Here is a 26234-nt window from a genome sequence, read left to right as displayed (position 1 = left end):
CTCCGGCCTCCTGACGGTCCGCGCGACCGGTACGAACGCGTGACCGGCGATCCGCGCGGCCGGAACGACCACCCGCGACCGGTGATCCGCGCGACCGGTACGACTACGCGTGACCGAGGGCGGCGTCCGACAGGGACGCCGCCTCCGGCGTCTCCCGGCGCAGCAGCGCCGCGTACCGTCCGTCCCGTTCCACCAGCTCCTCGTGGGTGCCGAGTTCGACCACCTGGCCGCGGTCCAGGACGGCGATCTGGTCGGCGGAGCGGACGGTGGAGAGCCGGTGCGCGATGGTGATGGTGGTCCGGCCGGCGGCCAGGGTGTCCACGGCCTGCTGGACGGCGTGTTCGGTGCGGTTGTCGAGCGCGCTGGTGGCCTCGTCCAGGATCAGCACGGGCGGGTTGCGCAGGATGGTGCGGGCGAGCGCGAGGCGCTGCTTCTCGCCGCCGGAGAAGCGGTAGCCGCGTTCGCCGACCAGGGTGTCGTAGCCGTCCGGGAGGGCGGAGATGGTGTCGTGGATCTGCGCGGCCCGGGCGGCCTCGACCAGTTCGGCGTCGCTGGCGCCCGGCTTGGCGAAGCGCAGGTTCTCGGCGACCGAGGCGTGGAAGAGGTAGGTCTCCTGGGAGACCACGCCGACCGCGCGGGCCAGGGTGTCGAAGGACAGCTCGCGCACGTCCACGCCGTCCAGGGTGACCCGGCCGCCGGTGACGTCGTACAGCCGCGGCACCAGGTAGCTGAGGGTGGTCTTGCCCGAGCCGGTCTCGCCGACGACGGCCAGGGACGTCCCGGCCGGGACCTTGAGCTCGACGCCGTCCAGGGTGGGGCGCTCCTGCTCGGGGTCGTACCGGAAGTCGACGGCCTCGAAGCGGACCTCGCCGCGGATGTCGGCCAGGGTGACCGGGTGCGGCGGTTCGGCGATCTCCACCGGCAGGTCGAGGTACTCGAAGATGCGCTGGAAGAGCGCGAGCGAGGTCTGCACGTCCACGCCGGTGGAGAGCAGGCTGACGGTCGGGCGGAACAGCCCCTGCTGGAGGGTGACGAAGGCGACCAGGGTGCCGACCGAGACGATCGGCGCACCGGCGGCGGAGGTCAGTCCGGCCGCCCAGTAGATCAGCGCGGGCATGGCGGCCATCACGATCATGATGGTGTTCATCCGCCAGCGCCCGGCCATGCTGGAGCGCACCTCCAGGTCGGCGAGCTGGTCGGACTGCTCGGTGAACTCCCGGGCCAGCGAGTCGGAGCGGCCCATGGTGCGGCCGAGCAGGATGCCGCTGACCGACAGTGACTCCTGGACCGCCGAGCTCATCGCGGCCAGCTGCTTCTGCCGCTCGGTGGTGATCTTCTTGCGCTCCTGGCCGACCCGGCGGCTGATCCAGACGAAGAGCGGGAGCAGCACCAGCGAGATGACGGTCAGCCGCCAGTCGAGGGCGACCATGGCGACGATCGAGGCGATCACGGCGGTGAGGTTGGAGACCAGGCTGGTCGCGGTGGAGGTCACCGTGGACTGCATGCCGCCGATGTCGTTGGCGATCCGGGACTGCACCTCGCCGGTGCGGGTGCGGGTGAAGAAGGCCAGCGACTGCCGTTGCAGGTGGCCGTAGACGGAGGTGCGCAGGTCGTGCATGACGCGCTGGCCGACGGTGGTGGAGATCAGCGTCTGCAGCACGTTGAAGACGCTGTTCACCACGGCGGTGAGGATCATCCCGAGCGCGAGCAGGCTGAGCAGCCCGGTGCGGCCCTGCGGGATGGCGGTGTCCAGCACGGCCTTGAGCAGGAACGGCGAGACGACGGACACCACAGCGGAGGCGGCGACCAGCAGCCCCACCGTGGTGAGCCGGCCCCGGTAGGGGCGGAAGAGCGCGATGATGCGGCGCCACTGGGCCGGCGGGCGGGGGTCGCCCTCGGCGCGTTCGGGCGGGGTCCAGTTGATGGCGGGCCTCAAGTACGGGCCTCCCTGGGTCGGGCGCGCCGGGGTGCGGGCGCGGACGGGGGTGCGGCGGCCGGACGGACACCAGCATAGCGAGAGTAGCTCATAGTTAGGCAAGCTAATAGTGAGGGTAGCTCTATTCCCTCGCGCCGGATCCACTCCCGCCGGATCCCCTCCCACTGGATTCCCTCGCGCTGGAGCTGCCCCCGCCCGGCCGACCGGCCGCCGCGCGCGTCAGTTCGTCCGGTACGTGCGCGCCGCCTTCGAGGACAGCCCGCCGAGCTTGCCGGACGGCAGCACCCGGGCGAGCGCCACGGCCAGCTTGTAGCGCTTGCCCGGCACGGACACCGAGCGACCGCGGGCGAGGTCACGCATCGCCTCGTCCACCACCCGCTCGGCCGAGAGCCAGGACCAGGCGGGGATGTTGCCCGTGCCCATGCCCGCCCGCTGGTGGAACTCGGTCCGGGTGAAGCCCGGGCAGAGCGCCATCATCCGCACCCCCGTCCCGCCGAGGTCGCGCAGCACGCCCTGGGTGAAGCTGACCACCCAGGCCTTGCTCGCCCCGTACGTGCCGCGCGGCAGGAAGGCCGCCACCGAGGCGACGTTCACGATCGCGCCCCGGCCGCGCTCGCGCATCCCCGGCAGGGCGGCCGTGGTCAGCCGCAGGATCGCCTCGACGTGCACCTTGAGCATGTCCAGCTCGTCCTGGAGCGGGACGGTCCCGAAGGCGCCCTTGTTGCCGAAGCCGGCGTTGTTGACCAGGAGGTCCACCGGGCGGGCGGCGTCCGCGAGCCGGGCCTCGACGGCGGCGATGCCCTCGTCGGTGGCGAGGTCGGCGGTCAGCACCTCCGTCTCCGCGCCGTACTTGAGCTGCAGGTTCGCGCTCGCGCGCTCCAGGCGCTCGGCGTCGCGGGCCACCAGGACGAGGCGGTAGCCGCTGCGGGCGAGCCTGCGCGCGAACGCGGCTCCGATGCCGGCGGTCGCGCCGGTGATCAAGGCTGTGGTCATGCCCAGACCGTACCGACTCACCGCAGCCGCGCCCACACCCAGGGCAACGTCCCAGCTCAGCGAGCTGCGGATGCAGGCACCGGATCGTGCTCGTAGTGTCGGACAGGGGCATCGCCCGACCGGGTGATGAAAACCAGACGAGGAGGCACATCTGATGCTTACTCAGTTCCGTACCGAAACCGCTTCGGCGTCACGCAGCGCGACGCTCGCCGAGGCCGAGACACTCGCGAGCCTGATGGTGGAGGACGAGGCCGTCGTGTCCGACGCGCCCACGTACTCGCCCGAGGCCGCCGGTGTCCTGCTGGCGCTGATCCTGCTGTCGCCGAAGCAGCCCAAGGAGAAGCCGACCCGGTGAGCCCCGGGCGGCCCGACCGCCGGGCCGGTTCGCCACGGCGGACCGGCCCACTCCGTACCGGGACCCAGCGCCCGCAAGGGAGGCACCACCGATGCCGTTCGCCGAGACGCCGCTGCGCGACACCTACGCCGCCGCCGTGGAACAGGTGGCGGGCCGGACCCTCGACGCCCTCCGCAACGGAGACGGCGCCGCCGCGATCGTGGACCCGGACACCGCCGCCACGCGCCCGCTGCTGGCTGCGGTACGCGTGCTCGGAGCGGACCTGTTCGCCCCGCAACTGTTCACCGGAACCGAACCGGACGGCCCCACCGCGGCCCTCCTGTCCGAAGGACGACGCGCCTTCCCGGCACCCGCGCCGGCCTCGCCCGAGGCGGAACTGGTGATCGGGTGGCAGGACTGGGCGGCCGGCCAACTGCTCGCCCGCACGCCGTACGGGACCGCCGGAGCACAACCGGCCCCGCTCCCCGACCCGGCCGCCATGGGCTGGCAGGCCTGGTCGGTGCGGATGGCACAGCTGTCCGCGCTCGCGCTGCCGGGCCTCGACGGTCCGGTGCACGAGACGGCCCGGACGAACACGTCGGCGCTCGCCCGCGGCACCGTCCGCGCCATGCTGCGCCGCGACCTCACCACCGCCGCCCGACTCACCCGCTGGCTCGCCCGGGCCGCCGCCGACGGCCACCCGTCGCGGCTGGAACTCGAACCCGTCCTGGAGCGGATCCGGCTGGCCGGCGACGGCAGCGCCCGCACCGGACTGGAGCTGGAAGCCGCCCGCCGACTGCTCCTGCGCTCCCGGCCGCCGACCGCCGAAGGGAACCGGGTACCGTGACCGACACCCTCGTCCTCGCCACCGCCCAACGGCTCGCCTCCCGCGCGCTGGGCTGGCTGCACACCTCCCACCGCAACGGCCTGGGCCGGATCCCCGACGACATCGTCATCGACCTCGCCGACCCCAACGACGTCTACAAGCCGCTGGGCGAAGTCGCCCTGGCCGCCTCGCTCGTACTGCGCGACGGCGTCACCGGGCCCGCCGACAGCCGGGCCGCGCAGGAACTGCTCGACCACGCCTGGGCGCAGTTGCGCGAGGGCGACCTGCTCTACGAGCGGCAGCTGCGCCACCTGACCATGACCGACCCGCTGGAGACCTACGCCCACTTCGCCCGGGCCGGGTACCGCCACCCCGCACTGGAGGAACTCCTCGACTCGCTCAGCCGGTTGCGGTCCGTGCACGCCGCCGAGGTCCAGCCCAACCGGCGGCTCGCCGTGGCCAACGCCCGACGGATCGTCGGGCTCGGCCACCGGCCGGACTGGTCCGCCCTGGCCGCCGGCACCTGGCTCGGCGCGACCCCCGAGCCCTGGACCGTCAACTGGATGACCGGCTACCAGGTCACCCACACCGTGTTCCACCTCACCGACTGGGGCGCCCGCCCGGACGGCCTGCCCGCACCGATGCTCGACTACCTGCGCGACTGGCTCCCGGTCTGGCTCGACATCTGGGCGGAGATCGGACAGTGGGACCTGGTGGCCGAACTCCTCGTCGTCGACGCGTGCATCGGCGAACCGGCCACCGGGCGGCAGGGCTGGGAGGCGCTGGCCACCGTCCAACGCGAGGACGGACTGCTCCCCCGCGACACCGACCCCGTCGACGAGGACCCCGAGCGGGCGTTCCGCGACCACGAGCACACCGCCGTCGTCGCGGTGGTCGCCGGGGACATCACGCTCGCCCGGGCGCTCGGCGCGACCACGGCGGCCGGGTGAACCCGGCCCCCGGACTCGACCCGCTGGTCGCCCGGGCGGTGCGGGCGGCCGGGCCGCACGCCACCGCCGTCACCGTCGCCGTCGCACGAGGGGGCGCGGAGGAGATCCGGTGCCACGGACGGCTCGGGCACCGGCCGACCGCGCCGCCGTGCACCCCGGACACCGTCTTCGAACTCGGCTCGGTGACCAAGACCTTCACCGCGCTGCTGCTGGCCGACCTGGCCGTACGCGGTGAACTCGCCCTGGACGACCCGGTGGAGAACCGGCTGCCGCCCCACTGGCGCCCGGCGCGCGTCCGTTCCACCGAACCGATCCGCCTGCTGCACCTGGCCACCCACACCTCCGGCCTGCCCCGCCTACCGCCGGGGCTGCTCGCGAGCGCCGCGCCGGCCTGGTCCAGCAACCCCTACGCCGCGTACGGCGACGAGCAGTTGAGGGAAGGACTGGCCCGAACCACCGTACGCGGCAGACCGGGCAGCCGGTACGGGTACTCCAACTACGGAGTCGCGCTCCTCGGCCGGGCCCTGGCCGAGACCGCCGCGATGCCGTACGGGGAGCTGCTCGCCGAACGGATCTGCCGACCGCTGGGGCTGCGCACCACGGGCTGCGCACCGGACACACCGGGGCAGGCGGTCGGACACCGGCGCGGGCGGGCGCTGCCGCCCTGGCGGATCCCCGGCCTCCCGGGCGCCGGCGCGGTACGGGCGAGCGGGGCCGACCTGATGCGCTACCTGAGGCTCCATCTCGACGGGGCGGACGGCGAGTTGGGGGCAGCGGCGCGGGACGTCCAGCGCTTGAGGCTGCGGCTGCCGCACTCGACCGACCGGCTCGGCCTGGTCTGGATGCACCGGCAGTCGGGCGGGCGGGACCTGTACTTCCACTCCGGCGGCACCCGGGGGTTCACCGCCTTCGTCGGCTTCGCGCCGCAGGGACCGGCCGCCGTCGCCGCGCTGGCCAACACCGCGCCCGCGCTCAACGGACGGTTCGTGCAGGCGGGGTACGAGCTGCTGCGGGCCGCCGCCCGGGCTGGCTAGACGGCCACCGCCTTGGCCCGGTCGGCGGCGATGTGCACCGCCAGACCGGCGAGCACCGTGCCCATCACGTACCGCTGGACGCGCAGCCAGGCCGGGCGGCGGCCCAGGAAGCCCGCGATGCCGCCCGCGGTCATCGCGATCAGGCCGTTCACGGTGACCGCGATCACGATCTGGACCAGGCCCAGCACCAGGCTCTGCAGGGCGACGTGGCCGCGCTCGGGCGCCACGAACTGGGGCAGCAGCGAGATGTACACGATGGCGATCTTGGGATTGAGCAGGCAGGTCAGGAAGCCCATCGCGAACAGGCGGCGCGGCGGGTCCGGCGGCAGCTGCTGCGGGGCGAAGACCGCCGCGCCGCCGGGCTTGACCGCCTTCCAGGCCAGCCAGAGCAGATAGCCGGCGCCGGCCAGCTTGATCCCGGTGTAGAGGGCGGGGACGACCGAGAAGACCGCGGCCACTCCGGCCGTCACCGCGACCAGGTAGACCAGGAAACCGGTCGCGACGCCCGTCAGCGAGACCAGTCCGGCCCGGCGGCCCTGGGATATCGAGCGGGACACCAGGTAGATCATGTTCGGTCCCGGCGACAGCACCATGCCCAGCGCCACGGCGGCGATGCCGAGCACGGCGTGGCCGTCCACGGCGGATGTCAACGTGTCCCACGCATCCAGCTCGTCCATGCGAGGAGGCTAGGGCGCGGAGCCGCCTCGATGCAATGATGGCTTTGCACTCGGTGCAATGGGCCCTCGGCCTCCCGGGGCGCGAAGGAGTGGGGGACCGATGGACGACTACCGGCTGATCGCGGACGAGGTCGCCGCCGACATCATGACCGGACGGCTACGGCCCGGCGGGCAGCTGCCCACCCAGCGGGCCTTCGCCCGCCGCCGGGGCATCGCCGCCTCGACCGCCGGCCGGGTCTACCGCGAACTCGCCCGGCGCGGGCTGACCGTCGGCGAGGTCGGCCGGGGCACCTTCGTCCGGGCCGGGCGCGGTACGGCGGCCGACGACGGGCGGATCCCGCTCGCCGAACCGGCCGACGCGCCGATCGACCTGGAGCTCAACTACCCCACCGTGCCCGGGCAGTCCGAACTGCTGGCCGCCGCACTGGCGCCGCTGCTGCGGGCGGACGCGCTCGGCGAGGCGCTGCGGCCGGTCGGCGCGGCGGGGACGGCGGCCGCCCGGCGGGCCTTCGCGGACCTGCTGTCGACGGATGCGGGCGACTGGGGCGCCGACCCCGGGGAGCTGCTGTTCGCGGGCAACGGGCGGCAGGCGGTCGCGGGGGCGCTCGCCGCGCTGGTGCCGCCCGGGCGGCGACTGGGGGTCGAGGCGCTGACCTACCCGGTGGTCAAGGCCGTGGCCGGACAGTTGGGCATCCGGCTGGTGCCGCTCGCGGTCGACGAGCACGGGCTGCGGCCCGACGCCCTGGCGGCGGCCCACCGCGCGGCGCCGCTCAGCGCGGTGTACGTCCAGCCCCGGCTGCACAACCCGCTCGGCACCAGCCTGCCGCCCGAGCGAGCGGCGGCCCTGGTCGGGGAACTGCGCCGACTGGACCTGCCGGTGGTCGAGGACGCGATCTGGTCCTTCCTACGGCCCGGGTCGGCTCCGCTCGCCGCGCTGGCGCCCGAGCGGACGGTGCTGGTCGACAGCCTCTCCAAGCGGCTCGCCCCCGGACTGACCACCGGGGTCGCGGTCGTCCCGGACGCGCTGCGCGAGCGGGTCGCGGGGGCGCTGCGGGCCGGCGGGTGGACGCCGAACGGCTTCGCACTGGAGGCGGCGGTGCGCTGGATCGGGGACGGGACACCGACCGCGGTGGCGGCGGCGAAGCGGGCGGACGCGACCGCCCGGCAGACGCTGGCCCGGGAGGTGCTCGCCGGACAGCGGCTGCGGGCGGACCCGTGCTCGTACTACCTGTGGTGGGAGCTGCCGGGGGCCTGGCGGGCGGAGACCTTCGTCGCCGCGGCCGCCCGGGCGGGCATCTCGGTCACACCCGCGGCCGCCTTCGCGGTGGACCCGCGGAGCACGCCGTCCGCGGTACGGGTGGGGCTGGCCTCACCGCCGTTGCCGGTGCTGGGGTGGGCGCTGGGGGTGCTGGCGGGGATCGCGGGGGCGGGTGAGGGTGGCGGGTGACAACTGACAGATGACAGATTTCGAAAGTTGTTATCCGTCATCTGTTATCCGTCATCTGTCAGTTGTCAGCTGTTCGCTGTCAGCCGTCAGTCCCCCGCCCCGTCCGCTCCCTCCGCACCGCGGTGTCAGCCGCGCCGCCGGCCCCGACCGCGCGCAGGCGGGAGGCGGCGGTGGCCGCGAGCTGCGGGGCGAGCTTGGCGACGTCGCGGGAGCCGACCACGGCGATCAGGCTCGGCAGCAGCCAGCGCACCGGCTGCATCCCGCGCAGCCACGCCTGGGCGTACACATGGGCCGAGCGCCGGGCGATCCCGGCGACGATCCGGTCCACGGCCGGCTCCAGCGGGTACGTCTTGTTGGCCGGCCACGGCAGCCGGCTGCGCATCTGCTTGAGCACGGCGTCCTCGTCGGCACCGCGCACCATGTCGGTGTCGGTCCAACTCAGGTACCCCACACCGACCTTGACGCCCCGGTAGGCGACCTCGGCGCGGATCGAGTGGGCGAAGGCCTCCACCCCGGACTTGCTGGCGCAGTAGGCGCTCATCAGCGGTGCGGGCGTGAGCGCGGCGAGCGAGGCGATCTGCAGCAGGTAGCCGCGGCTCTCGGTGAGGACCGGCAGGAAGGCCCGCGCGGTGGCGACGCTGCCGAGCAGATTGACCTCGATCACCCGGCTGAACGCCCGGTGGTCGCTGTCGGCGAGCGGTCCGCCGATCGCGATCCCGGCGTTGGCGACCACGGTGTCGATCCGCCCGTAGTGCTCCTTGATCCGCTCGGCGGTGTCAGCAAGCGCCTCCAGATCGGTGACGTCCACCTCCCACGCCGTGGCTGCGGCGCCGCACTGCGCCGCGACGGCCTTCAACTCCTCGGGTTCCAGGCCCAGTAGCGCGACCTTGGCCCCGCGCCGGGCCAGCTTCCGGGCCAGCGACGCGCCGACTCCACGGGCGGCCCCGGTGACCACCACGACCTGCGCGGACAGCGGCGGGATGGCATTCATGCGACGGTGGTCCTCTCGACGGCGGGATCGACGGCAGGGTCGACGGCGGGAGCGGGGTCAACGGCAGGAGCAGGGTCGACGGCAGGAACGGGGGCGGGGACGGAAGCGGTCCCGGTGGGCGCACCCGCCAGGTGGGCGGAGGCCATCCGGTGGATCTCGGCCGCGACCTCCACCGGACGCTCCAGCGGCGCCATGTGACCGACCCCGGGCAGCAGCAACAGCCCCTGCGGGTAGGCGAGTTCGGCGACCATCCGGTGGGCGTGCACCGGCGGGGTGAGCCGGTCCGCGGTGCCCGCCACCACGGCGGTGGGGGCGGTGATCCGGCCGAGCCCGGCCCGTACGTCCAGCCGGTCGAGCACTCCGGCCCAGTGGTAGCGGACCGCGGCCGGGCAGGCGTGCACGATCCGGGCCGTCGCCTCGACCTGCCCGGCAGGTGAACCCGGCCCCATGGTCGCGTACTTGAGCGCGGCCCGGCTCACTCCCGAGACCGGCCCGAGCGGCATCCGGGAGCGCAGCAGCTGCCGGTGCAGGAAGCGCCGCAGACGCGGGGCGCGCAGGCCGTCCGGCAGGACGGTGAGTTCGGCGACCAGGTCGGCCGGGCCGGTGGAGATCAGGACGTTCGCGGCGGTGCGCTCGGCGACCTCGGGGCGGCCGCCGGCGGCCATGATGGTCATGCCCCCCATGCTGTGCCCGGCCAGCACGGCCCGCTCCCCCGCCGGGACGGTCCGCGCGAGCACGGCGGCCAGGTCCTCGGCGAGTGCCCGGGTGGAGTAGCGGGCCCGGCTGGGCGGGATCTCGCTCTGCCCGTGGCCGCGCTGGTCGTAGGCCACCAGCCGGTAGCGGTCGGAGAGTTCGCGGATCACCGGGGCCCAGAAGGCCGTCGAGCAGGTCCAGCCGTGGGACAGCACCACGGTGGGAGCGCCGGGTTGGCCGTGCACCTCGACGTGCAGTCGGATGCCGTCCGCCGATCGGATGCTCAACTCCTCGACGGGCGTGGGCTGGACGTACTCGGCGGGGAGCTGGACGGCGCTCACGCGGTGGCCTCCTGGGCGGCGGTGGAAGCGGCGGGACGGGTGGTCCTCGGCCCGGTGCGCATGATCAGCTCGTACTCGCCCAGGTCGACCTTGCGGGTGGCGCGGCGGAAGGAGGTCGTGGAACCGGGCCAGAGCACGGTGTTCTTGCCGCTCGGGTCCAGGTACCAGCTGCGGCAGCCGCCGGTGGTCCAGACGGTGCGGTCCATCCGGTGCTGGAGTTCCAGGTTCCACTGCCGCTGGGCCCGGACGGTGGGCTGCATGGCGGCGGCGCCCACCGTGTCGAGCGTGGTCAACGCGTCGATCATGTAGTTCAGTTGGGACTCGATCATGAGGATCATCGAGCTGTTGCCGAGGCCGGTGTTGGGGCCGATCACGAAGAAGAGGTTCGGGAAGCCGTGCACGGCCGAGCCGCGCAGCGCCTCCATCCCGTCCTTCCACTCCTCGGCCAGGCTGGTCCCGTTCGCGCCGAACACCCGGGCTCCGACGGGCATGTCGGTGACGTGGAAGCCGGTGCCGAAGACGATGGCGTCGACCTCGTGCTCGCTGCCGTCGGCGGCCACCAGGGTGGAGCCGCGCAGTTCGCGCAGGCCGGAGGAGACGACCTCGGTGTTGGCCGCGGCGAGCGCCGGGTAGTAGGTGTTGCTGAGCAGGATGCGCTTGCAGCCGATCCGGTAGTCCGGGGTGAGCCTGGCGCGCAGCGCCGGGTCCGCGACGCCCTGGGCGATGTGGCGTTCGGCGAGCTGCTGGACGACGCGCAGCAGCCCGGGGCGGCGCACGAAGGCGTCGACCTGCATCTCGCGGAGCGCGAACAGGGTGCCGCGGCGGATCTTGGCGGTGACCGGCAGCCGGCCGTGCAGCCATTTCTCCAGCTGGCTGATCTCGCGGTCGCGGCGCGGCAGGACCCAGGCGGGGGTGCGCTGGAAGACGGTCAGCTTGCCGACCTTCGGCTGGATCGACGGGATGATCTGGGCGGCGGAGGCGCCGGTGCCGACCATCGCCACCCGCTTGCCGGCCAGGTCGAAGTCGTGGTCCCAGCGGGAGGAGTGGAAGACCTTGCCGGGGAAGGTGCTCAGGCCGGGCAGGTCGGGGATCTGCGGGTCGGCGAGCGGTCCGGCGGCGGAGACGACGGCGTCGGCGGTCCACTGGCCGGCCGCCGTGGTGATCCGCCAGCGGGTCTGCTCGGCCTCCCAACGGGCCTCCAGCACCTCGGCGTTGAAGCGCAGGTGGGGGCGTATCCCGAAGACGGTGGCGACCTTCTCCAGGTAGGCGCGGATGTCGGGCTGGCCGGAGAAGCTGCGCGGCCAGTCGGGGTTGGGCGCGAAGGAGAAGGAGTAGAGGTGCGAGGGCACGTCGCAGGCGCAGCCGGGGTAGCTGTTGTCGCGCCAGGTGCCGCCGACCGAGTCCGCGCGCTCCAGGACGACGAAGTCGGTGATGCCGGCGCGGCGCAGTCGGACGGCCGCGCCGAGGCCGCCGAAGCCGGAGCCGATCACGGCCACCCGCACGTGCGGTACGGCCTCCGTCGCGGCGCCGGGGTCGGGCGCCGGGGTCGCGCCGGGGCGGGGGCGCTTGCTGCTGGATGCCATGCGGCCTCCTCCTGAGGGTGGGGCGGTGGTCTTCACGCTCTTCCGGGGGCGGCGCCCTCGGAAACCTCCGGGGCCGTGCCCCGGAACCCTGCCAATCGCGCCAGTAATCACTGGCATGGTTGGCAGGGTAGTCCTTGCTGACACCGGATGGAAGAAGCACGACGGCCCGGATCCACCGGAAGTCCCCGGACTTCCCCCAGGGCCCGCCGCCGACGTGACGGACCTATGCTGATCGCCGTGGACAAGGTCAGAGCTGCTGCGGGCGACAGAAAACGCGAGTACCGGGTGGAGGAACTGGCCGAAGCGGCCGGGATCACCACCCGCACCCTGCGCTTCTACCGTGAGCGCAAGCTGCTCCCACCACCCCGCAAGGAGGGCCGGATCGCCTGGTACGGCGAGGAGCACCTGACCCGGCTGCGGATGATCGGCGAACTGCTCGACCGCGGCCACACCCTGGGCGGGATCGCCGAACTGATCGGCGCCGGCGAGAGCGGGCGGGACGTCGCCGAGCTGATCGGGCTCGAAGCCGCGATCGTCGCCCCCTGGTCGGACGAGACCCCGGTGCGCCTGGAGTGGGAGGAGCTCAAAGCCGCCTTCGGGGACCAGCTCACCGAGGAGAACACCGCCGAATCGATCGCCCAGGGCTACATCACCGTCGAGGAGGACGGGATCACCCACGTCAGCCGCCGGCTGATGGACGCCACCACCGAGCTGGTCGCCGAGGGCGTACCGCTCTCGGCCGTCCTGGACGCCAGCCGGCGCACCCGGGAGCACGTCGACGCCATCGCCGAGATCTTCATCGACGTGGTCAGCGACCACCTGCTCAGCGTGCTCTCCGCCGACACCCCGCTGGCGCCGGGCGAGGCGGCCCGGCTCACCGAACGCATCCTGCGGGTACGGCCGCTCGCCCGCACCGTCGCCGACGCGCAGTTCACCCTCGCGATGGACCGCCGGGTGCGGGCCGAGTACGCCGAACTGCTGCGCCAGCGACGGGAGTACGGCTCCGAGGCGTAGCGGGTCGGCTGGGCGGGCAGGGATTTCCGCGCCCCGTCAGTCCGTTGAGGAGCCGCCGATGCCCCGCACCCTCGGCCGTCGAACCCCCGACCGCCGAACTCTCAGTCGCCGCACGGCACTCGGCCTCGCCGCCGGGCTCGCCCCGGGCCTCGCGCTCGCCGCCTGCGGGGCCGACTCCCCCACGCCGGGCGGCGGTCCGACCGGCTCCGGCGGCACCCGTACCGTCCAGCACGCGCGCGGCACGAGCACCGTACCGGACCGGGCCGCGCGGGTGGTGGCCCTGGACACCGACGCCCTCGACTCGGTGGTCACCCTCGGGCTGAGCCCGGTCGGCGCCACCACCGTCAGCGAGGGGGCGCCCTTCCCCGGGTACCTCCCCGCCGAGCGGCTGGCCGGGACGAAGGCGGTCGGCGCGATCGGCCAGCCCAACCTGGAGGCGATCGCGGCGCTGCGGCCGGACCTCATCCTCAGCAACCAGGTCCGCGACGACAAGCGGTACGACCAGCTCTCCAGGATCGCTCCGACCGTACTGTCCAGGACCACCGGCCCGACCTGGAAGGAGAACGTCCAGCTGCACGCTGAGGCGATGGGGCGCGCGACCGAGGCCGAAGCGGCGGACGCGGCGTACCGGACCAAGGTGCGGGACCTCGTGACGGCACTGGGCGGGCCGACCAAGGCAGCGGCCACCCGGGTCGAGATGGCCCGCTTCCTGGCCGGCGCGCCCACCCGGCTCTACCTCGACGACACCTTCGTCGGCTCGCTGTTCAAGGACCTCGGGCTCGGCCGCCCGGCCAACCAGGGCAAGCCGGGGTTCTCACTGGAGATCAGCCCCGAGCAGGTGGACCAGGCGGCGGCCGACGTCATCTTCTACTCGGTGTACGGGGACGCGGCGAAGTCCGACCGGGCCCGGATCACCGAGGGAGCGCTGTGGAAGAACATCGACGCCGTCCGCACCGGCCGGGTGTACCAGGTGGACGACAGCCTCTGGATGCTCGGCATCGGCTACACCGGAGCCGGGCTGATCCTGGACCAGATCCGCAAGGACCTGGCGTGACGGCCGGCGGGTGGGGACGGACGGCCGGCGACTGACAGATCACGGCGAACAGATCACAGCAAACAGATAACAGATTTCAACATCTGTTATCTGACATCCGTTATCTGTTCGCTGTCGCCTGTCGTCTGTCGTCTGTCGTCTGTCGCCCGTCAGCCGTCCGACGCACCCGACGCACCCGACGCCAGAACCCGCACCCGGGCCCCGCAGCGCCACCCCGCAGCGCGGCCACGCACGCACGACGGCGGGGGCGACGGTGGTCCGCACACCGTCGCCCCCGCCGCCCGACCCGGCCGTTCGGCACCCACAGTCCGACCGGGACCTGCTCGGACGCGCCCCGGGTCGGGCCTGCCCAACTCAGGCCCGACCCGGTTCAGGCCCGAGTCAGTTGACGTTGACCGCGGTCCAGGTGGCCGCGACCGCGTTGTACTCGGCGCTGTTGGCGCCATACAGGTCCGACGCCGCGCTCAGGGTGGCCACACGGGCGCCCGCGTAGTCGGTCGTCGAGGTGAAGTACGCGGTCAGCGCCTTGTACCAGATCTGCGCGGCCTTGTCCCGGCCGATGCCGGCGAGCGAGGAGCCGTCCGCCGTCGGGCTGTTGTAGTTGAACCCGTTGATCGTCTTCGCGCCGCTGCCCTCGGACAGCAAGTAGAAGAAGTGGTTGGCCACGCCGGACGAGAAGTGCACGTCCAGGTTGCCGACGTTGGCGTCCCAGTAGTCGGCCGAGTTGCCGTCCTGACTCGGCTGGTCCATGTAGCGCAGCGGCTTGCCGTCGCCGTTGATGTTGATGAGCTCGCCGATCTGGTAGTTCGGCGGGTTGGCGGGCAGGTTGGCGTACCACTCCACCATGGTGCCCATGATGTCGGAGGTGGCCTCGTTGAGGCCGCCGGACTCTCCCGAGTAGTTCAGGTTGGCGGTCGCCGCGGTGACGCCGTGGCTCATCTCGTGGCCGGCCACGTCGAGTTCGGTGAGCGGGGCGCTGTTGTTGTTGCCGTCGCCGTACGACATGCAGAAGCAGTCGTCGCTCCAGAACGCGTTGACGTAGTTGGAGCCGTAGTGGACCCGGCTGAGGGCGCCGACGCCGTCGTTGCGGATGCCGTTGCGGCCGAAGGTGTTCTTGTAGAAGTCCCAGGTGGTGGCGGCGCCGAACTGGGCGTCCACGGCGGCGGATTCGCGGCTGTTGTTGGTGCCGTCGCCGAAGCTGTTGCTCGGGTTGGCGAACAGCGACCCGCTGCCCGACTCGCTGTTGCTCATGTCCGTGGTGGACTGGCCGCCGCGGCTGGTGTCCTTGAGCTCGAACTGCGAGCCGTTCTGGTTGGTGTTGAGGGAGACCTGGCCGACGAAGATGCCGTTGCCGGTGCCGGTGGCGGTCTCGATCTTCTCGTGGGTGGAGAGGACCTTGCCGTCGGCCGCGTCGGTGACCAGGATCTGGGCGCTCGGGGTGCCGTCGGCGCGCACGCCCTCGACGGTGGTCCGGTAGGCCAGGCGCGGGTTGCCGTCGGTGGCCCAGACGACCAGCTCGGCCTTGCCGACCTGGTGGACGCCGGTGATCGGGGCCTGGTCGGCGTCGATGGTCTGGCCGATGGTGGCCTTGACCGTGCCGGCGGCCTGGTCGGCGGCCTTGTCCGCGGGGATCTTCGGGGTCAGGCTCGGCAGCGCGATCCGGGCGGAGACGGCCTTGTCGACCGACTTCACGCCACCGTCGGACTTCTGGTGGACGACCAGGTCGCCACCGATCACCGGAAGGCCGGCGTAGGTGCGCTCGAAGCGCAGGTGCTTGGTGCCGTCCTGGTCGACGACGGCGTCCTTGGCCACCAGCTTCTCCTGGCCGCCGAGGCCGAGCACCTGGGCGAGCGGGGCGGACTGGCCGTTGGCCACGGCGAGCACGGCCGCGTGCTGCGAGGCGGCCTGCGCCTGCAGCGACGGGGCCGCGGGGGCGGCCTGGGCGGTGGTGGCCACCTGGATGACACCGGTCAGCATGGCCGTGGCCGAGAGCACGGCGACAGCAGCGAGCTTACGCTTCAACGTAAGAGTCCTTCCGGGAAACCGCGTCTGGGCGCGGTCGCACCACGCTCCGGGGGCCGGGGTCGGCACCTGTGGGGCGGAGCGGGCGCTGACGTGCAGGAACCCCGTGCGGTCGAGCGGCTTGCCACCGAGGGGTGGGGGTGGGGGCTACCGCTGGGGGGTGACCAGAAGCATGACAATCCAACAGATGAATTGACAGGTCTGCATCAGTGATTGGCCAGGTCCCGCCAGTTGGTAAAGGGATTCAAAAGGCGGTCAAACCGGGGCAATGCGAGCGGCCTTGCAGGGGGTTCCGATCCGAACCAGGCCCGACCGCCTGCGCCGACAGCGGATCGGTCACCGACCACCGGCCGGGGTGTCAATACCGATGACCGGCCGATCGGCTTTTACATCCTTGTAGAAGTTTCCATACACACCCTTGACGCCCCATTGGCGAGGTCCCGCCATCGAACGCCCTTGCCCGCCGGGGCGACGGCCTGATAGGACCGGCGCCCCGGTGACCGGCCGCCTACGCGCCGTACTCCCCTGCGGCGGCCAGCAGTTGGCGCAACGAGGGGTTCACCATCGGACGGCCGGCCACCCGCACCGTCGGCACGGTCTCGTTGCCGTCCGCGACCGAGCGCACGTAGGCGGCCGCGTCCGGGTCCTTCCAGATGTTGACCCGGGTGAAGCGGCGGCTGTACCGCAGGCGGGTGAAGAGCAGCCCGAACCGCAGCTTCATGCAGTAGGTGCACAAGGGGCGCCAGTAGAGCACCACTTCACCGCTCCCGGCCACCCCGTCCGTCGCCGAACCGTCCGTCGCCGCGCCGCTCGTTGCACCGCTCGCCGCGCCGCTCGTTGCGTCCGTCACTGCAGCCTCCACTCCTGCGCCGTGTTCCCGGGTGTGCACGCGACCATGGTGAGCTCGTTGCCGGGGCCGTTGTCCGTCATGCACGACTGGTTCTGGTAGTCGCCCAGCGTGTACGAGCCCGGGGTGCTGCCGTTGCGAACCGTCCACCGGGTCAGGAAGCTGTAGCCGTTGCTCAGCACGACCTTGCCGTCCATGGTCTGGACGAGCTGCGGGCCGCCGTTGTTGCAGGCGTTGAACAGGATCCAGTTGCCCGGGTCGGTGGCACGCACCCAGCCGTACTGCGAGGCGCCGCCGAGGACGATCGGGTTGTCGCCGTTGAGGTTGTCGCTGCGCATCCCGATCGGGCGGCCGTCCTTGACGCTGACGATGGTGCTCCAACTGCTGCCGCCGCAGGACGCGGGGCGGCCGGCCGCCGGCGGGGCGGGCGGGTTCCCACCCGCCGACGAACCACCCGAACCACCTGAACCTCCCGAACTGCCCGAGCCGGCTGAACCGCCTCCCTGGGAGGCCGGGTTGCCGGGCTTGGACGGCGGCTGGTCCGCCGCCGTCCCCCCGCCGGCGGGCTGGCCACCCGAAGCCCCTCCGGCGGCCGCGCCGCCACCGGGATTCGAGCCGCCGCGCCCCTGGGCGGCGCCGCTTCCGCCGCCGCCCTGGGCCGGTACGGGTACGGGCAGTTGGGTGCCGGGCGGCGCCCCGCCGACGGTGGCCTGCTGGTCGGCGCTCGGGGCGGCCGACGGGGTGTCGGTCGGTGACGGCATGACGGGTCCGGAGGTGGTTGCGGCCGGGGTGGTGGCGGCCGGGGCCGCCGGGACCGTCACCACCACGGTGGGCTGGGCGGCGGGCGGCACGGCCGCGTCGGACCGGCCGGGGCCGCGGTCGACCAGCAGCACCGTCGCCGTGCCCATCGAGATCACGATCGGGACGACCACCGGGAGCAGCAGGGTACGGCGCGAGCGGCGTCGGCCCGGCTCGGTCTCCGCCTGCGGGTCCGTCCGCACCAACTGCTCCGGAGCGGCTGGTGCGGCGCCGACAGCGGCCCCCACCGGGACGACTGCGGCGGCGTCCGCGGCACCAGGAGCCGCACCGGCCGGGTCAGCGGGCGCAGCACCGGGCGCCGCACCGCCCGCCGGGGCCGCACCGGCGTCCGCCCGGAGGTCGACCGTCCCGCTGTCCGCAGCCTTCCGGGCCGCCCCCGGCAGCCCGATCGCCACCCGGGCCGCCGCCGCCATCCCGGCGGCGCTCTCGAAGCGGTCCTCGGGCTGCTTGGCCAGCGCGGTGGCGATCAGCGCCCGGACCGCCGCCGGGAAGGTCTCCGGCAACTCCGGTACCGGCTGGTTGACGTGCTTGAGCGCGACCTGCAGCGGCCCCTCTCCCTGGTACGGCACCCGCCCGACCAGGAGCTCGTAGCCGACCACGCCGATCGAGTACAGGTCGGAGGCCGGGCCGGTGGTCTCCCCCGAGGCCTGCTCGGGGGACATGTAGGCCGCGGTGCCGATGACCGCGTACGGCGCGGTGAGCTTGGTGCTGGCGACGGCCCGGGCGATGCCGAAGTCGGTGATCACCACCCCGCCGTCCTCGCGCACCATCAGGTTGGAGGGCTTGAGGTCACGGTGCACGATCCCCCGCCGGTGGGCGGCGTGCAGCGCGTCCAGGGCGTCGCCGAGCAGGCGCAGCGCCCGCTCGGCGCTCATCGGACCGTCGTCCTCGAGTACCCGGTCCAGCGGCCGGCCCTCGATCAGGTCCATCACGATGTAGGCGCAGCGGGCGTCGTCGCCGTCCCCGCCGCTCTCCCCGTAGTCGTGCACGCCCACGATGCCGGGGTGGTCGACCGCGGCGACCAGCTGGGCCTCACGGCGGAACCGCTGGAGGCCGGTGCCGTCCTCGAACAGGTCCGCGCGGAGGATCTTCACGGCGACCGGCCGGGCCAGCACCCCGTCCTCGGCCCGCCAGACCGACCCCATCCCCCCGCCGCCGACCTTCTCGACCAGCGTGTACCGCCCGCCGAGCACGGTGCCCGCGCTACTCATCTCCCCTGCCCCCAGGTGTCATGACCCTCCCCGCCGGGTCGTCGGCACACAGTGTGCCAGAGCGTGCCGCGGGCCCAGCAGCCGCTGTGAGGAGGGGGATTGCCCCGGGAAGTCAGGCCTTCCGGGCGATTCGGACCTGCCGGGACACGGCCCGGACGGCCTCGGCGACCACCCCCGGCCGGTCCTGGTGGACGGCGTGCCCGGCCCCGGGCACCACCAGGTGGACGCCGAGGACGGCACCGGCCGTGATCCGCGCCTGCGCGGCGGTGAACCGGGCCCGCAGCCCGCGGGGCAGCCCCAGTGTCGCGCTCAGCACGGTGACCGGTACCTCGGGTGACGGCCCTGCGTCCAGGTGCCGGACCAGCGCGGCCAGGTCCGCGACCTGCGCGGCCAGGGTCGGGGCCGGGGAGCGGTCGGGTTCGCTGGCGCCGAGCCCGGCCCGGTCGTACGCCACGACCCTGGCTCACCCGGCGAGTTCGGGCAGCAGCGGGGCCCAGGTGAGCGAGCTGGTGCCCATCCCGGTGACCAGGACGACCGGCACGACCGGCACACCGCCACCCGGCCCGGAGCCCGACCCCGGACCGTCGCCCGGCTCCGGCACCGGCACCGCGCCGGGCCCTGCCTCCAGCCAGCGCAACGCCCGTCCGCCACGGTCGAGTTCACCCCGTCGCACACCGCCGGGCAGGTGCTCGGCCAGTGCCTCGGCGATGGCCTGCTGAACTCCGGTCAGGGCCGGTGCCCGGCCGGTCCGCACACCCCACCTGCTGGTTGCCACTTCCGCTCACCCGGCCGGCCGTCACGACGGAGCCACCCTACGTCGCTCCGTCCACGACCGGCCGGGGGTGCCTGGGCTGCCTGGGGTGCCTGGGCGGCGAACCGGGGCGCTACGCCGGCAGGTTGCGCTTCAACAGGTCGAACAGTGCCGACCAGTGCCGGGCGTCACCGCCCGCGTCGTACCGGGTGGTGTCGGCCTGGGTGTAGCCGTGCCCGGCGCCCTCGTACACCTCCGCCCGGTGGCGGACCCCGGCGGCGGTGAGCGCCTCGTCGAGGCGGGCGATCTGCTCGGGCGGCATCGACACGTCCTGGTCGGCGTGGCCGAAGTACAGCTCCGCGGTGATGCGTTCGGCGCGCAGGTGCGGGCTGCCCGGGCGGTCGGTGGCCAGGTGGCCGCCGTGGAAGCCGCCGACCGCGGCGATCCGGTCCGGGTGGCTGACGGCGGCGCTCAGGGCCAGGTAGGCGCCGAGGCAGTAGCCGGTGACGCCGATCGGACCGTCCTGGACCAGCGGGGACTCCTCGAACCAGGCCAGGAAGGCGCCCGCGTCGCGCGCGGCCGTCTCCGGGTCCCTGGCGGCGAGGAGCAGCGGGCCGAGCTGGGCGAAGATCTCGTCGCACTGCTCGATGTCGATCATCTCGGGCAGTTCCACCAGCGGTGCGCGGCCGCTGCGGTAGTACAGGTTCGGGACGAGGACGGTGTACCCGGCCTCGGCGATCCGGTCGGCCATGGCCTTCAGGTGGGGCCGGAGCCCGAAGGCGTCCTGGTAGAGCAGCACGCCGGGGTAGGGCAGGCCGTCATCGGGGTGGGTGAGATAGGCGTCGGCGGCGCCGTCTGCTGCCGGAATGTCCACGAGAGTTCCGCGCACAGTCATGGGTGAGAGCTCTCCTTAGGGTCGCGGGCAGCGTAACCGCTGCGGGCCCGGAACCGGGAACGCTCATGTCGGGACGACACGTTGGGCCTGACATGGGGCTGGTCGTGGGAGTGGCGTGCGTGGCCTTGGCCGCGGTCGGGCTGGTGCTACTGGCGAGTTGGCAGGTGTGGTCCGAGTCCTCGCCGCGCCGTCGTGAGCGCACGCCTGGAGCCGGTGGTGGTGGCGGCGGTGGCGGTGGCGGCGTGCTGGGCGAGATGCACGCGCTGTTCAGTCCGGGCAAGCGGATCCAGGTCGAGCAGCGCCGGGAGCAGACCTCCCGCCGGGACGACACCCTGGCCGGAGCCCCGCCGCACTTCGGGGTCGACCTGGACCGTGGCGTGGCGGTGCTGCGCCGGCCGGACGGCGCCAAAGGCCCCGGCACCGGCACCGAGCGTTAGGGCAGGCGCGGGCCGGGCAGGGGCGGGGCGCGTTCCGTGGACCGTCCGTCAGAACCGGCGGATCCGCTCCTCGTCCGTGGTGCGCGGGCAGGTCAGACAGGCGAGCGCCTCGGGCCCGACGGCGTAGTAGAGGCAGCAGCCGAGCCGGGTGCGGGTGTGGTGGTCCTGGCCGTCCGGCGTGCGCAGCCGGCGGAAGTCGGCGGCTCCGGGCAGCGGCAGGGTGCCGCCGGGCAGCAGGGCCGCGGCGGCGACGACGGCGGCGTCCTCCCCGGCCGAAGTACCCCCCGCCGTGTCGTCCTGCGCGTCGAGCATCCGGCCGAGGTACCAGACGGCGGAGGCGAGGTCGTCGGTCACCATGCCCCAGAGCGCGCGGTCGCGGCGCCGGGTCGGTCCGGCGAACGCGGCGAGCACCGGTTCGAGGTGGGCCACCACGGCGGCCCGTAGTTCGGCGCGCAGTTCGTCGTCGCCGGGGAGGGTGACGTGCCCGCGCGGGCGCAGGGCGAGGTCGCCGGTCGGGGCGTGCAGCCAGAGGTCGGCGGGGTCGACGGCGGGGACGCGCCGGGCGAGGTGCCAGGGGCCGGCGACGAGCAGGCAGACGGACCAGGTGTAGTGGTGGAGCAGTCGGGAGGCGGTGACGTGCGGGCGGGGCGCGCGGCCGTGTTCGGCGGCGATCCGCTCCTCCGCCCCGGACAGGACGGCGGCCAGGGCCCGTTCGTCGGCGGCGAGTCGGGCGCCCGAGTACCAGCCGTCGGCGGCCGAGGGGTCGGGTTCGGCGGGGTCGAGCAGGTGCAGCCGGAGCGCGGGGCAGAGGTCGCGCAGCCGCCGGTAGTCGCCGGTGAGGGCGGCCAGGGCGGTCGGGTCGGCCAGCTCCGTCCGGTCCGTCCGGTCCGTCCGGTCGGCCAGGCCGCTCAGGGCGGTCGACCGGTCCCCGGGGCGAACGGGCCGGGAGTCGACCGACCGGGAGCAGGCGGGTGCGACGGGCAGGGGTGTTCCGGGGACCATCCGCACTCCCGAGTTCGACTCCGAGTGATCGTTAAGGTGAGGCTCACCTTACAATGCCTCAAAGGGTGCACCGACCACCGAGCTGCGCACCCCGGTGTGATGTACGACCATCGGCACGATCTTGACGAATTTAGGCAAACCTAACCTAAGATGTCGACTCGTGCTGAGAACCGACCCACCCGCCACCACAGCCCCGGCGACGCCCCGTCCCGCGGCGGCGCTCCAGCGGCCGCTGCTGCTGGTCGCCGGTGTGGCCGCACTCGTGCTGTGCGCCGCCCTGAGCCTCGCGCTGGGCTCCCGCGCCATCCCGCTGTCCACCGTCGTCGACGCCCTCACCGGCGCCGCCCACGGCGGGGACGCCGACGTGGTGACGGGCCTTCGGGTCCCGCGCACGCTCATCGGCCTGGCCGTCGGAGCCGCGCTCGGCGTCGCCGGGGCGGTCGCCCAGGGCGTCACCCGCAACCCGCTGGCCTCCCCGGTCACCCTCGGCATCAACGCCGGCGCGAGCCTCGCCGTGGTCGCCGCGATCTACGCGCTGGACCTCTCCCGCCCCTCCCAGTACGTCTGGTTCGCCTTCGCCGGGGCGGCCGTCGCCGCCGTCTCCGCCTACGGCATGTCCCGGCGCGGCGGGGACCTCGACCCGATCCGGCTCGCGCTCGGCGGCACCGTGCTCACCGTGGTGCTCACCTCCTGGACCTCCGCGCTGATGCTGGCCAGTCACCGCACCCTGGACGAGGCCCGGTTCTGGCTGGCCGGCTCGATCGCCGGACGCCACCTGGACACCCTCACCCCGGTGCTGCCGTTCCTGGCGCTCGGCCTGGTGGCCGCCTTCGCGATCTCCCCCGCGCTCAACGCGCTGGCCCTGGGCGACGAGACCGCCCAGGCACTGGGCGTGCCGGTGGCGCGGATCCGGGTGGTCGGCGGACTGGCCGTCGTCCTGCTCGCGGGCAGTGCGATCGCCGTCTCCGGACCGGTGGCGTTCATCGGACTGGCCGCGCCGCACCTGGTCCGCGCCCTCCTCGGCAACGACCACCGCTGGCTGCTGCCCGGCTGCCTGATCACCGGCCCGCTGCTGCTGCTCGCCGCCGACGTGCTCGGCCGGCTCGTGGTGCAGCCCTCCGAGATCGAGGTCGGCATCGTCACCGCCTTCCTCGGCGCGCCGCTGCTCGCGGTGCTGGCCCGGAAGGTGGCCAAGTGAACGACCGGAACCAGCGAACCGTCAAGAGGTGCACCGTGCGTGGCGTGAGCGGGACGACCGCCGGCCGGAACGGGGTGGGCGCATGAGCTCGCTCGCCGTCCCGATGGGCGCGATCGCGCGCCGCCGGGCCCGTACCGCCGCCTGGTCGCTGCTGGCCGTCGCCCTGCTGGTGGTGCTCACCGGCATCGCGCTCGGCACCGGCCAGGTGAACATCTCCGCCTGGGACGCGCTGCGCGCACTGTTCGGCCAGGGCCAGTCCGGCGACGTCCTGGTGGTGCAGCAGTTCCGGGCGCCGCGCGTGGTGTCCGCGCTGATCGCGGGAGCCGGGCTGGCGATGGCCGGCTCGATGCTGCAGCGGCTGTTCCGCAACCCGCTGGCCGCCCCCGACACCATCGGGATCACCGGCGGCGCCTCCTTCGGCGCGGTGCTGATGCTCGCCACCGGCGCCTCCCAGCAGCTGATCCCGCTGGCCGCGGTCGGCGGCGGGCTGCTCGCCGCGCTGCTGCTCGGCGGCCTGGCCTGGCGCTCCAGGATGGCCGTGACCCGGCTGGTGCTGGTCGGCCTGGCGGTCCAGCAGGGCCTGGCCGCCGCCGTGAACCTGATGATCGTACGGTTCCCGGCCGAACTGGCCTCCTCCGCCATGCAGTGGACCACCGGCTCGCTGTACGGGCGCAACTGGACCGAGGTGTGGATCGGCGGCACCGCCATCGCCCTCACCGCCGGGGCCCTCGTGCTCTGCCAGCGGCGGGTCGCCGTCCTCGACCTCGGCGACGACTCGGCCGGCGGCCTCGGCCTCGACCCCGCCCGGGACCGGCTCTGGCTGCTGCTGCTCACCATCACCCTCGCCTCGCTGGCCGCCGCCCTCACCGGACCGGTCGCCTTCGTCGCCCTCGCCGTCCCCCACCTGGTCCGGCTGCTCGCCGGGCCGCCCACCCCCGGCACCCTCGGCCTCACCGCGCTCACCGGCGCCGTGCTGCTGCTCGCGGCCGACCTCCTCGTGCTGCACGTGATCCCCGTCCGCGGCCTGCCGGTCGGTGCCGTCACCGCCACCCTCGGCGCGCCCTGGCTCCTGGTGCTGATGATCCGCCAGGGCCGGCTTCCCCAGAGGAGCAGCTGATGACCTCCCTCCCGGCCCCCGCGACCGCCAACCGGCTCGCCGCCCACGGCCTCGGACTGCGCTACGGCGACCGGACCATCGTCGACGGCCTCGACCTCGAACTCCCCGGCGGCGCCGTCACCGCGATCGTCGGACCGAACGCCTGCGGCAAGTCGACCCTGCTGCGCGGCCTCGTCCGGCTGCTCGACCCGGCCGCCGGCACGGTCACCCTCGACGGCGCCGACATCCACCGGATGCCCGCCCGCACCCTCGCCAAACGGATGGGCCTGCTGCCGCAGCAGCCCGTCACGCCGGAGGCGGTCACCGTCGAGGCGCTGGTCCGGCTCGGACGCTACCCGCACCAGCGGATGCTCAGCCCGTGGTCCAAGGCCGACCAGGCCGCGGTCGAGGAGGCGCTGGAGCGCACCGGGACCGCCGAACTGCGCGACCGGCAGGTCGACCGGCTCTCCGGGGGGCAGCGCCAGCGGGTCTGGATCGCGCTCGCGCTCGCCCAGGAGACCGACCTGCTGCTGCTCGACGAGCCGACCACCTTCCTCGACCTGCGGCACCAGCTCGACGTGCTCGACCTGGTCGCCGACCTGCACACCGAGGCCGGACGCACCGTCGTCATGGTGCTGCACGACCTCGGGCAGGCCGCGCGGTACGCCGACCACCTGGTGGTGCTCAAGGACGGGCGGCTCGCCGCGGCCGGTCCGCCCGCCGAGGTCCTGACGGCCGAACTGGTCGAGGCCGTCTTCGGCGTGCCGTGCCGGGTGGTGCCCGACCCGGAGACCGGCACTCCGCTGGTCGTGCCGCGGGCCCGGGTGCGCACTGCCGCCGTGTCCGCCGCGTCCGCCGCGTCGGCCACCGTCTGACCTCCTCCTCCCGTCCCCCCTTCTCTTCCGCCTCCCCGTTCGACCCGATCCAAGGAACTCCGATGAACCGCCGACTCCCCGTCGCCGTCCTCGCCGTCACGCTGTCCGCCACGCTCCTCGCCGCCTGCGGCAGCAACGGGGACGGCGCCAAGTCCGGCGGTGACTCCGGCTCCTCCGCCGCCGCCTCGGCCGGCACCGCCGCCGGCTTCCCGCGCTCCGTCAAGCACGCCGCCGGGACCGCCCAGATCAAGTCCCAGCCCAAGCGCGTCGTGGTGCTGGACAGCGGTGAGCTGGACGACGTCACGCTGCTCGGCATCACGCCGGTCGGCGCGGTGTCCCCGCACATGAAGACCGAGGGCGGGTTCCCGAACTACCTCAAGGACAAGATCAAGGACACCAAGGACGTCGGCCCGATGAACGAGCCGAACCTGGAGCTGATCACCTCCCTCAAGCCCGACCTGATCCTCTCCTCCAAGGTCCGGCACGCCAAGGTGTACGACCAGCTGAACGCGATCGCGCCGACCGTGCTGGCCGAGACCACCGGCTTCCCGTGGAAGGAGAACCTGGCGCTGTACGCCCAGGCCCTCGGCAAGGAGGACGAGGCGAAGAAGGCGCTGGCCGACTACGAGGAGCGGGCGCACAAGCTGGGCGAGGCGATCAAGGCCAAGTACAACGGGACGATGCCGACCGCCTCGGTGGTCCGCTTCGTGGCCGGGCCGACCCGCCTGTACGCGAAGGCCTCGTACAGCGGCGTGGTGCTCAAGGACGTCGGCCTGACCCGCCCGGCCCCGCAGGACGTGGACAAGAACATCATCGAGGTCAGCGCCGAGCAGGTCAGCCAGGCCGACGCCGACCTGGTGTTCGTCACCACTGCCGACGACCCGTCCAAGACCAAGGAGAGCGAGGTCCAGCAGACCCCGGTCTGGCAGGGCCTGAACGCCGTCAAGAACAACAAGGTCTTCACCGTGCCGGACGAGACCTGGATGTCCGGCATCGGCGTCCAGGCCGCGGACGCGATGCTCGTCGACATCGCCAAGGCGGCGGGCGTGGACGCGCCCAAGTAGTCGTCGCGCCACAACGAACAGCTGACGGCGAACAGATTTCAGAATTCAACTTTCAGAGTTCATCTTTCAGACGACAGATAACAGATAACAGATAACAGATTTCAAACTCTGTCATCTGTTCGCCGTCCTTCGTCCGCCCCCACG

25 protein-coding genes are annotated in these 26234 nt (G+C 73.4%); 12 read left to right on the top strand and 13 right to left on the bottom strand.

The window, feature by feature from the left end; genetic code table 11:
- Positions 1–103 precede the first annotated feature (103 nt).
- The gene (locus tag ACFWXO_RS00705) at positions 104–1936 is read right to left on the bottom strand and encodes an ABC transporter ATP-binding protein (RefSeq protein ID WP_380521055.1); all 1833 of its coding nucleotides are present in this window, start codon (positions 1934–1936) and stop codon (positions 104–106) included.
- A gap of 219 nt (positions 1937–2155) precedes the next feature.
- Positions 2156–2929, bottom strand: a complete 774-nt coding sequence (locus ACFWXO_RS00700; RefSeq protein WP_380521053.1) for an SDR family NAD(P)-dependent oxidoreductase — start codon at positions 2927–2929, stop codon at positions 2156–2158.
- Positions 2930–3083: 154 nt separating this feature from the next.
- On the opposite strand from ACFWXO_RS00700, the gene ACFWXO_RS00695 reads away from it, so the two are divergent.
- From ACFWXO_RS00695 to ACFWXO_RS00680, 4 genes are all read left to right on the top strand, one after another.
- On the top strand, positions 3084–3284 hold the full coding sequence (locus tag ACFWXO_RS00695; protein ID WP_375891366.1) for a hypothetical protein: 201 nt from the start codon (positions 3084–3086) through the stop codon (positions 3282–3284).
- 91 nt (positions 3285–3375) lie between these two features.
- Positions 3376–4110 (top strand): hypothetical protein, encoded by a 735-nt coding sequence (locus ACFWXO_RS00690; protein ID WP_380521052.1) that lies wholly within the window; start codon positions 3376–3378, stop codon positions 4108–4110.
- Positions 4107–5039 carry a DUF6895 family protein gene (locus tag ACFWXO_RS00685; protein WP_380521050.1) on the top strand — a complete coding sequence of 311 codons (933 nt, stop codon included), beginning with the start codon at positions 4107–4109 and terminating at the stop codon, positions 5037–5039. Before ACFWXO_RS00690 ends, ACFWXO_RS00685 begins: the two co-directional genes overlap by 4 nt.
- A complete protein-coding gene (locus ACFWXO_RS00680) occupies positions 5036–6073 on the top strand; it encodes a serine hydrolase domain-containing protein (RefSeq protein ID WP_380521048.1) in 1038 nt (345 codons plus the stop codon). The genes ACFWXO_RS00685 and ACFWXO_RS00680 overlap by 4 nt, the downstream gene beginning before the upstream one ends.
- Here ACFWXO_RS00680 and ACFWXO_RS00675 read toward each other — a convergent pair.
- Positions 6070–6750 (bottom strand): LysE family translocator, encoded by a 681-nt coding sequence (locus tag ACFWXO_RS00675; RefSeq protein WP_380521046.1) that lies wholly within the window; start codon positions 6748–6750, stop codon positions 6070–6072. The genes ACFWXO_RS00680 and ACFWXO_RS00675 overlap by 4 nt on opposite strands.
- Before the next feature lie 100 nt (positions 6751–6850).
- On the opposite strand from ACFWXO_RS00675, the gene ACFWXO_RS00670 reads away from it, so the two are divergent.
- Positions 6851–8197, top strand: coding sequence for a PLP-dependent aminotransferase family protein (locus ACFWXO_RS00670; RefSeq protein WP_380521044.1), 1347 nt, complete (start codon positions 6851–6853; stop codon positions 8195–8197).
- Between the two features lie 79 nt (positions 8198–8276).
- Here the strand turns inward: ACFWXO_RS00670 and ACFWXO_RS00665 are convergent, their stop codons facing one another.
- The 3 genes from ACFWXO_RS00665 to ACFWXO_RS00655 are packed head-to-tail and all read right to left on the bottom strand — an operon-like array spanning position 8277 to position 11805.
- Positions 8277–9188, bottom strand: coding sequence for an SDR family oxidoreductase (locus ACFWXO_RS00665; protein WP_380521042.1), 912 nt, complete (start codon positions 9186–9188; stop codon positions 8277–8279).
- Positions 9185–10222 carry an alpha/beta fold hydrolase gene (locus tag ACFWXO_RS00660; protein ID WP_380521040.1) on the bottom strand — a complete coding sequence of 346 codons (1038 nt, stop codon included), beginning with the start codon at positions 10220–10222 and terminating at the stop codon, positions 9185–9187. The genes ACFWXO_RS00665 and ACFWXO_RS00660 overlap by 4 nt, the downstream gene beginning before the upstream one ends.
- Complete coding sequence (locus ACFWXO_RS00655) at positions 10219–11805, bottom strand: flavin-containing monooxygenase (protein WP_380521038.1); 1587 nt, start codon at positions 11803–11805, stop codon at positions 10219–10221. The genes ACFWXO_RS00660 and ACFWXO_RS00655 overlap by 4 nt, the downstream gene beginning before the upstream one ends.
- Positions 11806–12030: 225 nt before the next feature.
- Between ACFWXO_RS00655 and ACFWXO_RS00650 the strand changes: the two genes are divergently transcribed.
- Together ACFWXO_RS00650 and ACFWXO_RS00645 are read left to right on the top strand one after the other, a co-directional pair.
- On the top strand, positions 12031–12819 hold the full coding sequence (locus ACFWXO_RS00650; protein ID WP_375891348.1) for a MerR family transcriptional regulator: 789 nt from the start codon (positions 12031–12033) through the stop codon (positions 12817–12819).
- 58 nt (positions 12820–12877) lie between these two features.
- The gene (locus ACFWXO_RS00645) at positions 12878–13873 is read left to right on the top strand and encodes an ABC transporter substrate-binding protein (RefSeq protein WP_380521036.1); all 996 of its coding nucleotides are present in this window, start codon (positions 12878–12880) and stop codon (positions 13871–13873) included.
- 381 nt (positions 13874–14254) lie between these two features.
- On the opposite strand, the gene ACFWXO_RS00640 is transcribed toward ACFWXO_RS00645, so the two are convergent.
- From ACFWXO_RS00640 to ACFWXO_RS00615, 6 genes are all read right to left on the bottom strand, one after another.
- On the bottom strand, positions 14255–15850 hold the full coding sequence (locus ACFWXO_RS00640; protein WP_380521142.1) for a M4 family metallopeptidase: 1596 nt from the start codon (positions 15848–15850) through the stop codon (positions 14255–14257).
- Positions 15851–16403: 553 nt separating this feature from the next.
- Positions 16404–16745 carry a glutaredoxin domain-containing protein gene (locus tag ACFWXO_RS00635; protein WP_380521033.1) on the bottom strand — a complete coding sequence of 114 codons (342 nt, stop codon included), beginning with the start codon at positions 16743–16745 and terminating at the stop codon, positions 16404–16406.
- Positions 16742–18772 (bottom strand): serine/threonine-protein kinase, encoded by a 2031-nt coding sequence (locus ACFWXO_RS00630; protein ID WP_380521031.1) that lies wholly within the window; start codon positions 18770–18772, stop codon positions 16742–16744. The genes ACFWXO_RS00635 and ACFWXO_RS00630 overlap by 4 nt, the downstream gene beginning before the upstream one ends.
- A gap of 112 nt (positions 18773–18884) precedes the next feature.
- Complete coding sequence (locus ACFWXO_RS00625) at positions 18885–19226, bottom strand: hypothetical protein (protein WP_380521029.1); 342 nt, start codon at positions 19224–19226, stop codon at positions 18885–18887.
- A gap of 9 nt (positions 19227–19235) precedes the next feature.
- On the bottom strand, positions 19236–19547 hold the full coding sequence (locus ACFWXO_RS00620; RefSeq protein ID WP_380521027.1) for a hypothetical protein: 312 nt from the start codon (positions 19545–19547) through the stop codon (positions 19236–19238).
- Between the two features lie 109 nt (positions 19548–19656).
- Entirely contained in the window at positions 19657–20418 is a 762-nt protein-coding gene (locus ACFWXO_RS00615; protein WP_380521025.1) for a dienelactone hydrolase family protein, read from the bottom strand.
- Between the two features lie 119 nt (positions 20419–20537).
- Here ACFWXO_RS00615 and ACFWXO_RS00610 point away from each other — a divergent pair, with 119 nt between their 5' ends.
- Complete coding sequence (locus ACFWXO_RS00610) at positions 20538–20855, top strand: DUF6191 domain-containing protein (RefSeq protein WP_380521023.1); 318 nt, start codon at positions 20538–20540, stop codon at positions 20853–20855.
- A 48-nt stretch (positions 20856–20903) separates the two neighbouring features.
- Here the strand turns inward: ACFWXO_RS00610 and ACFWXO_RS00605 are convergent, their stop codons facing one another.
- The gene (locus tag ACFWXO_RS00605) at positions 20904–21857 is read right to left on the bottom strand and encodes an iron-sulfur protein (protein ID WP_380521021.1); all 954 of its coding nucleotides are present in this window, start codon (positions 21855–21857) and stop codon (positions 20904–20906) included.
- A 232-nt stretch (positions 21858–22089) separates the two neighbouring features.
- Here ACFWXO_RS00605 and ACFWXO_RS00600 point away from each other — a divergent pair, with 232 nt between their 5' ends.
- The 4 genes from ACFWXO_RS00600 to ACFWXO_RS00585 all read left to right on the top strand — a co-directional run bounded on the left by ACFWXO_RS00600 (position 22090) and on the right by ACFWXO_RS00585 (position 26090).
- A complete protein-coding gene (locus ACFWXO_RS00600) occupies positions 22090–23055 on the top strand; it encodes a FecCD family ABC transporter permease (protein WP_380521140.1) in 966 nt (321 codons plus the stop codon).
- An 82-nt stretch (positions 23056–23137) separates the two neighbouring features.
- On the top strand, positions 23138–24172 hold the full coding sequence (locus ACFWXO_RS00595) for a FecCD family ABC transporter permease (protein ID WP_380521019.1): 1035 nt from the start codon (positions 23138–23140) through the stop codon (positions 24170–24172).
- Positions 24172–25026, top strand: a complete 855-nt coding sequence (locus ACFWXO_RS00590; RefSeq protein WP_380521017.1) for an ABC transporter ATP-binding protein — start codon at positions 24172–24174, stop codon at positions 25024–25026. The genes ACFWXO_RS00595 and ACFWXO_RS00590 overlap by 1 nt, the downstream gene beginning before the upstream one ends.
- Before the next feature lie 62 nt (positions 25027–25088).
- Positions 25089–26090 (top strand): ABC transporter substrate-binding protein, encoded by a 1002-nt coding sequence (locus ACFWXO_RS00585; protein WP_380521015.1) that lies wholly within the window; start codon positions 25089–25091, stop codon positions 26088–26090.
- Positions 26091–26234: the final 144 nt, after the last annotated feature.

This window comes from Kitasatospora sp. NPDC059088, from assembly GCF_042738155.1.
Lineage (GTDB): Bacteria > Actinomycetota > Actinomycetes > Streptomycetales > Streptomycetaceae > Kitasatospora.
Note: the sequence above shows the minus strand (reverse complement) of the source record. Positions and strands in the feature narration are given on the sequence as shown.

Bases quoted from the DNA above. Each gene is read 5' to 3' on its own strand.
- ACFWXO_RS00700 (WP_380521053.1), bottom strand. From the start codon at position 2,929: ATGACCACAGCCTTGATCACCGGCGCGACCGCCGGCATCGGAGCCGCG.
- ACFWXO_RS00695 (WP_375891366.1), top strand. From the start codon at position 3,084: ATGCTTACTCAGTTCCGTACCGAAACCGCTTCGGCGTCACGCAGCGCG.
- ACFWXO_RS00690 (WP_380521052.1), top strand. From the start codon at position 3,376: ATGCCGTTCGCCGAGACGCCGCTGCGCGACACCTACGCCGCCGCCGTG.
- ACFWXO_RS00675 (WP_380521046.1), bottom strand. From the start codon at position 6,750: ATGGACGAGCTGGATGCGTGGGACACGTTGACATCCGCCGTGGACGGC.
- ACFWXO_RS00670 (WP_380521044.1), top strand. From the start codon at position 6,851: ATGGACGACTACCGGCTGATCGCGGACGAGGTCGCCGCCGACATCATG.
- ACFWXO_RS00665 (WP_380521042.1), bottom strand. From the start codon at position 9,188: ATGAATGCCATCCCGCCGCTGTCCGCGCAGGTCGTGGTGGTCACCGGG.
- ACFWXO_RS00655 (WP_380521038.1), bottom strand. From the start codon at position 11,805: ATGGCATCCAGCAGCAAGCGCCCCCGCCCCGGCGCGACCCCGGCGCCC.
- ACFWXO_RS00650 (WP_375891348.1), top strand. From the start codon at position 12,031: ATGCTGATCGCCGTGGACAAGGTCAGAGCTGCTGCGGGCGACAGAAAA.
- ACFWXO_RS00645 (WP_380521036.1), top strand. From the start codon at position 12,878: ATGCCCCGCACCCTCGGCCGTCGAACCCCCGACCGCCGAACTCTCAGT.
- ACFWXO_RS00640 (WP_380521142.1), bottom strand. From the start codon at position 15,850: ATGCTGACCGGTGTCATCCAGGTGGCCACCACCGCCCAGGCCGCCCCC.
- ACFWXO_RS00630 (WP_380521031.1), bottom strand. From the start codon at position 18,772: ATGAGTAGCGCGGGCACCGTGCTCGGCGGGCGGTACACGCTGGTCGAG.
- ACFWXO_RS00615 (WP_380521025.1), bottom strand. From the start codon at position 20,418: ATGACTGTGCGCGGAACTCTCGTGGACATTCCGGCAGCAGACGGCGCC.
- ACFWXO_RS00605 (WP_380521021.1), bottom strand. From the start codon at position 21,857: ATGGTCCCCGGAACACCCCTGCCCGTCGCACCCGCCTGCTCCCGGTCG.
- ACFWXO_RS00595 (WP_380521019.1), top strand. From the start codon at position 23,138: ATGAGCTCGCTCGCCGTCCCGATGGGCGCGATCGCGCGCCGCCGGGCC.
- ACFWXO_RS00590 (WP_380521017.1), top strand. From the start codon at position 24,172: ATGACCTCCCTCCCGGCCCCCGCGACCGCCAACCGGCTCGCCGCCCAC.
- ACFWXO_RS00585 (WP_380521015.1), top strand. From the start codon at position 25,089: ATGAACCGCCGACTCCCCGTCGCCGTCCTCGCCGTCACGCTGTCCGCC.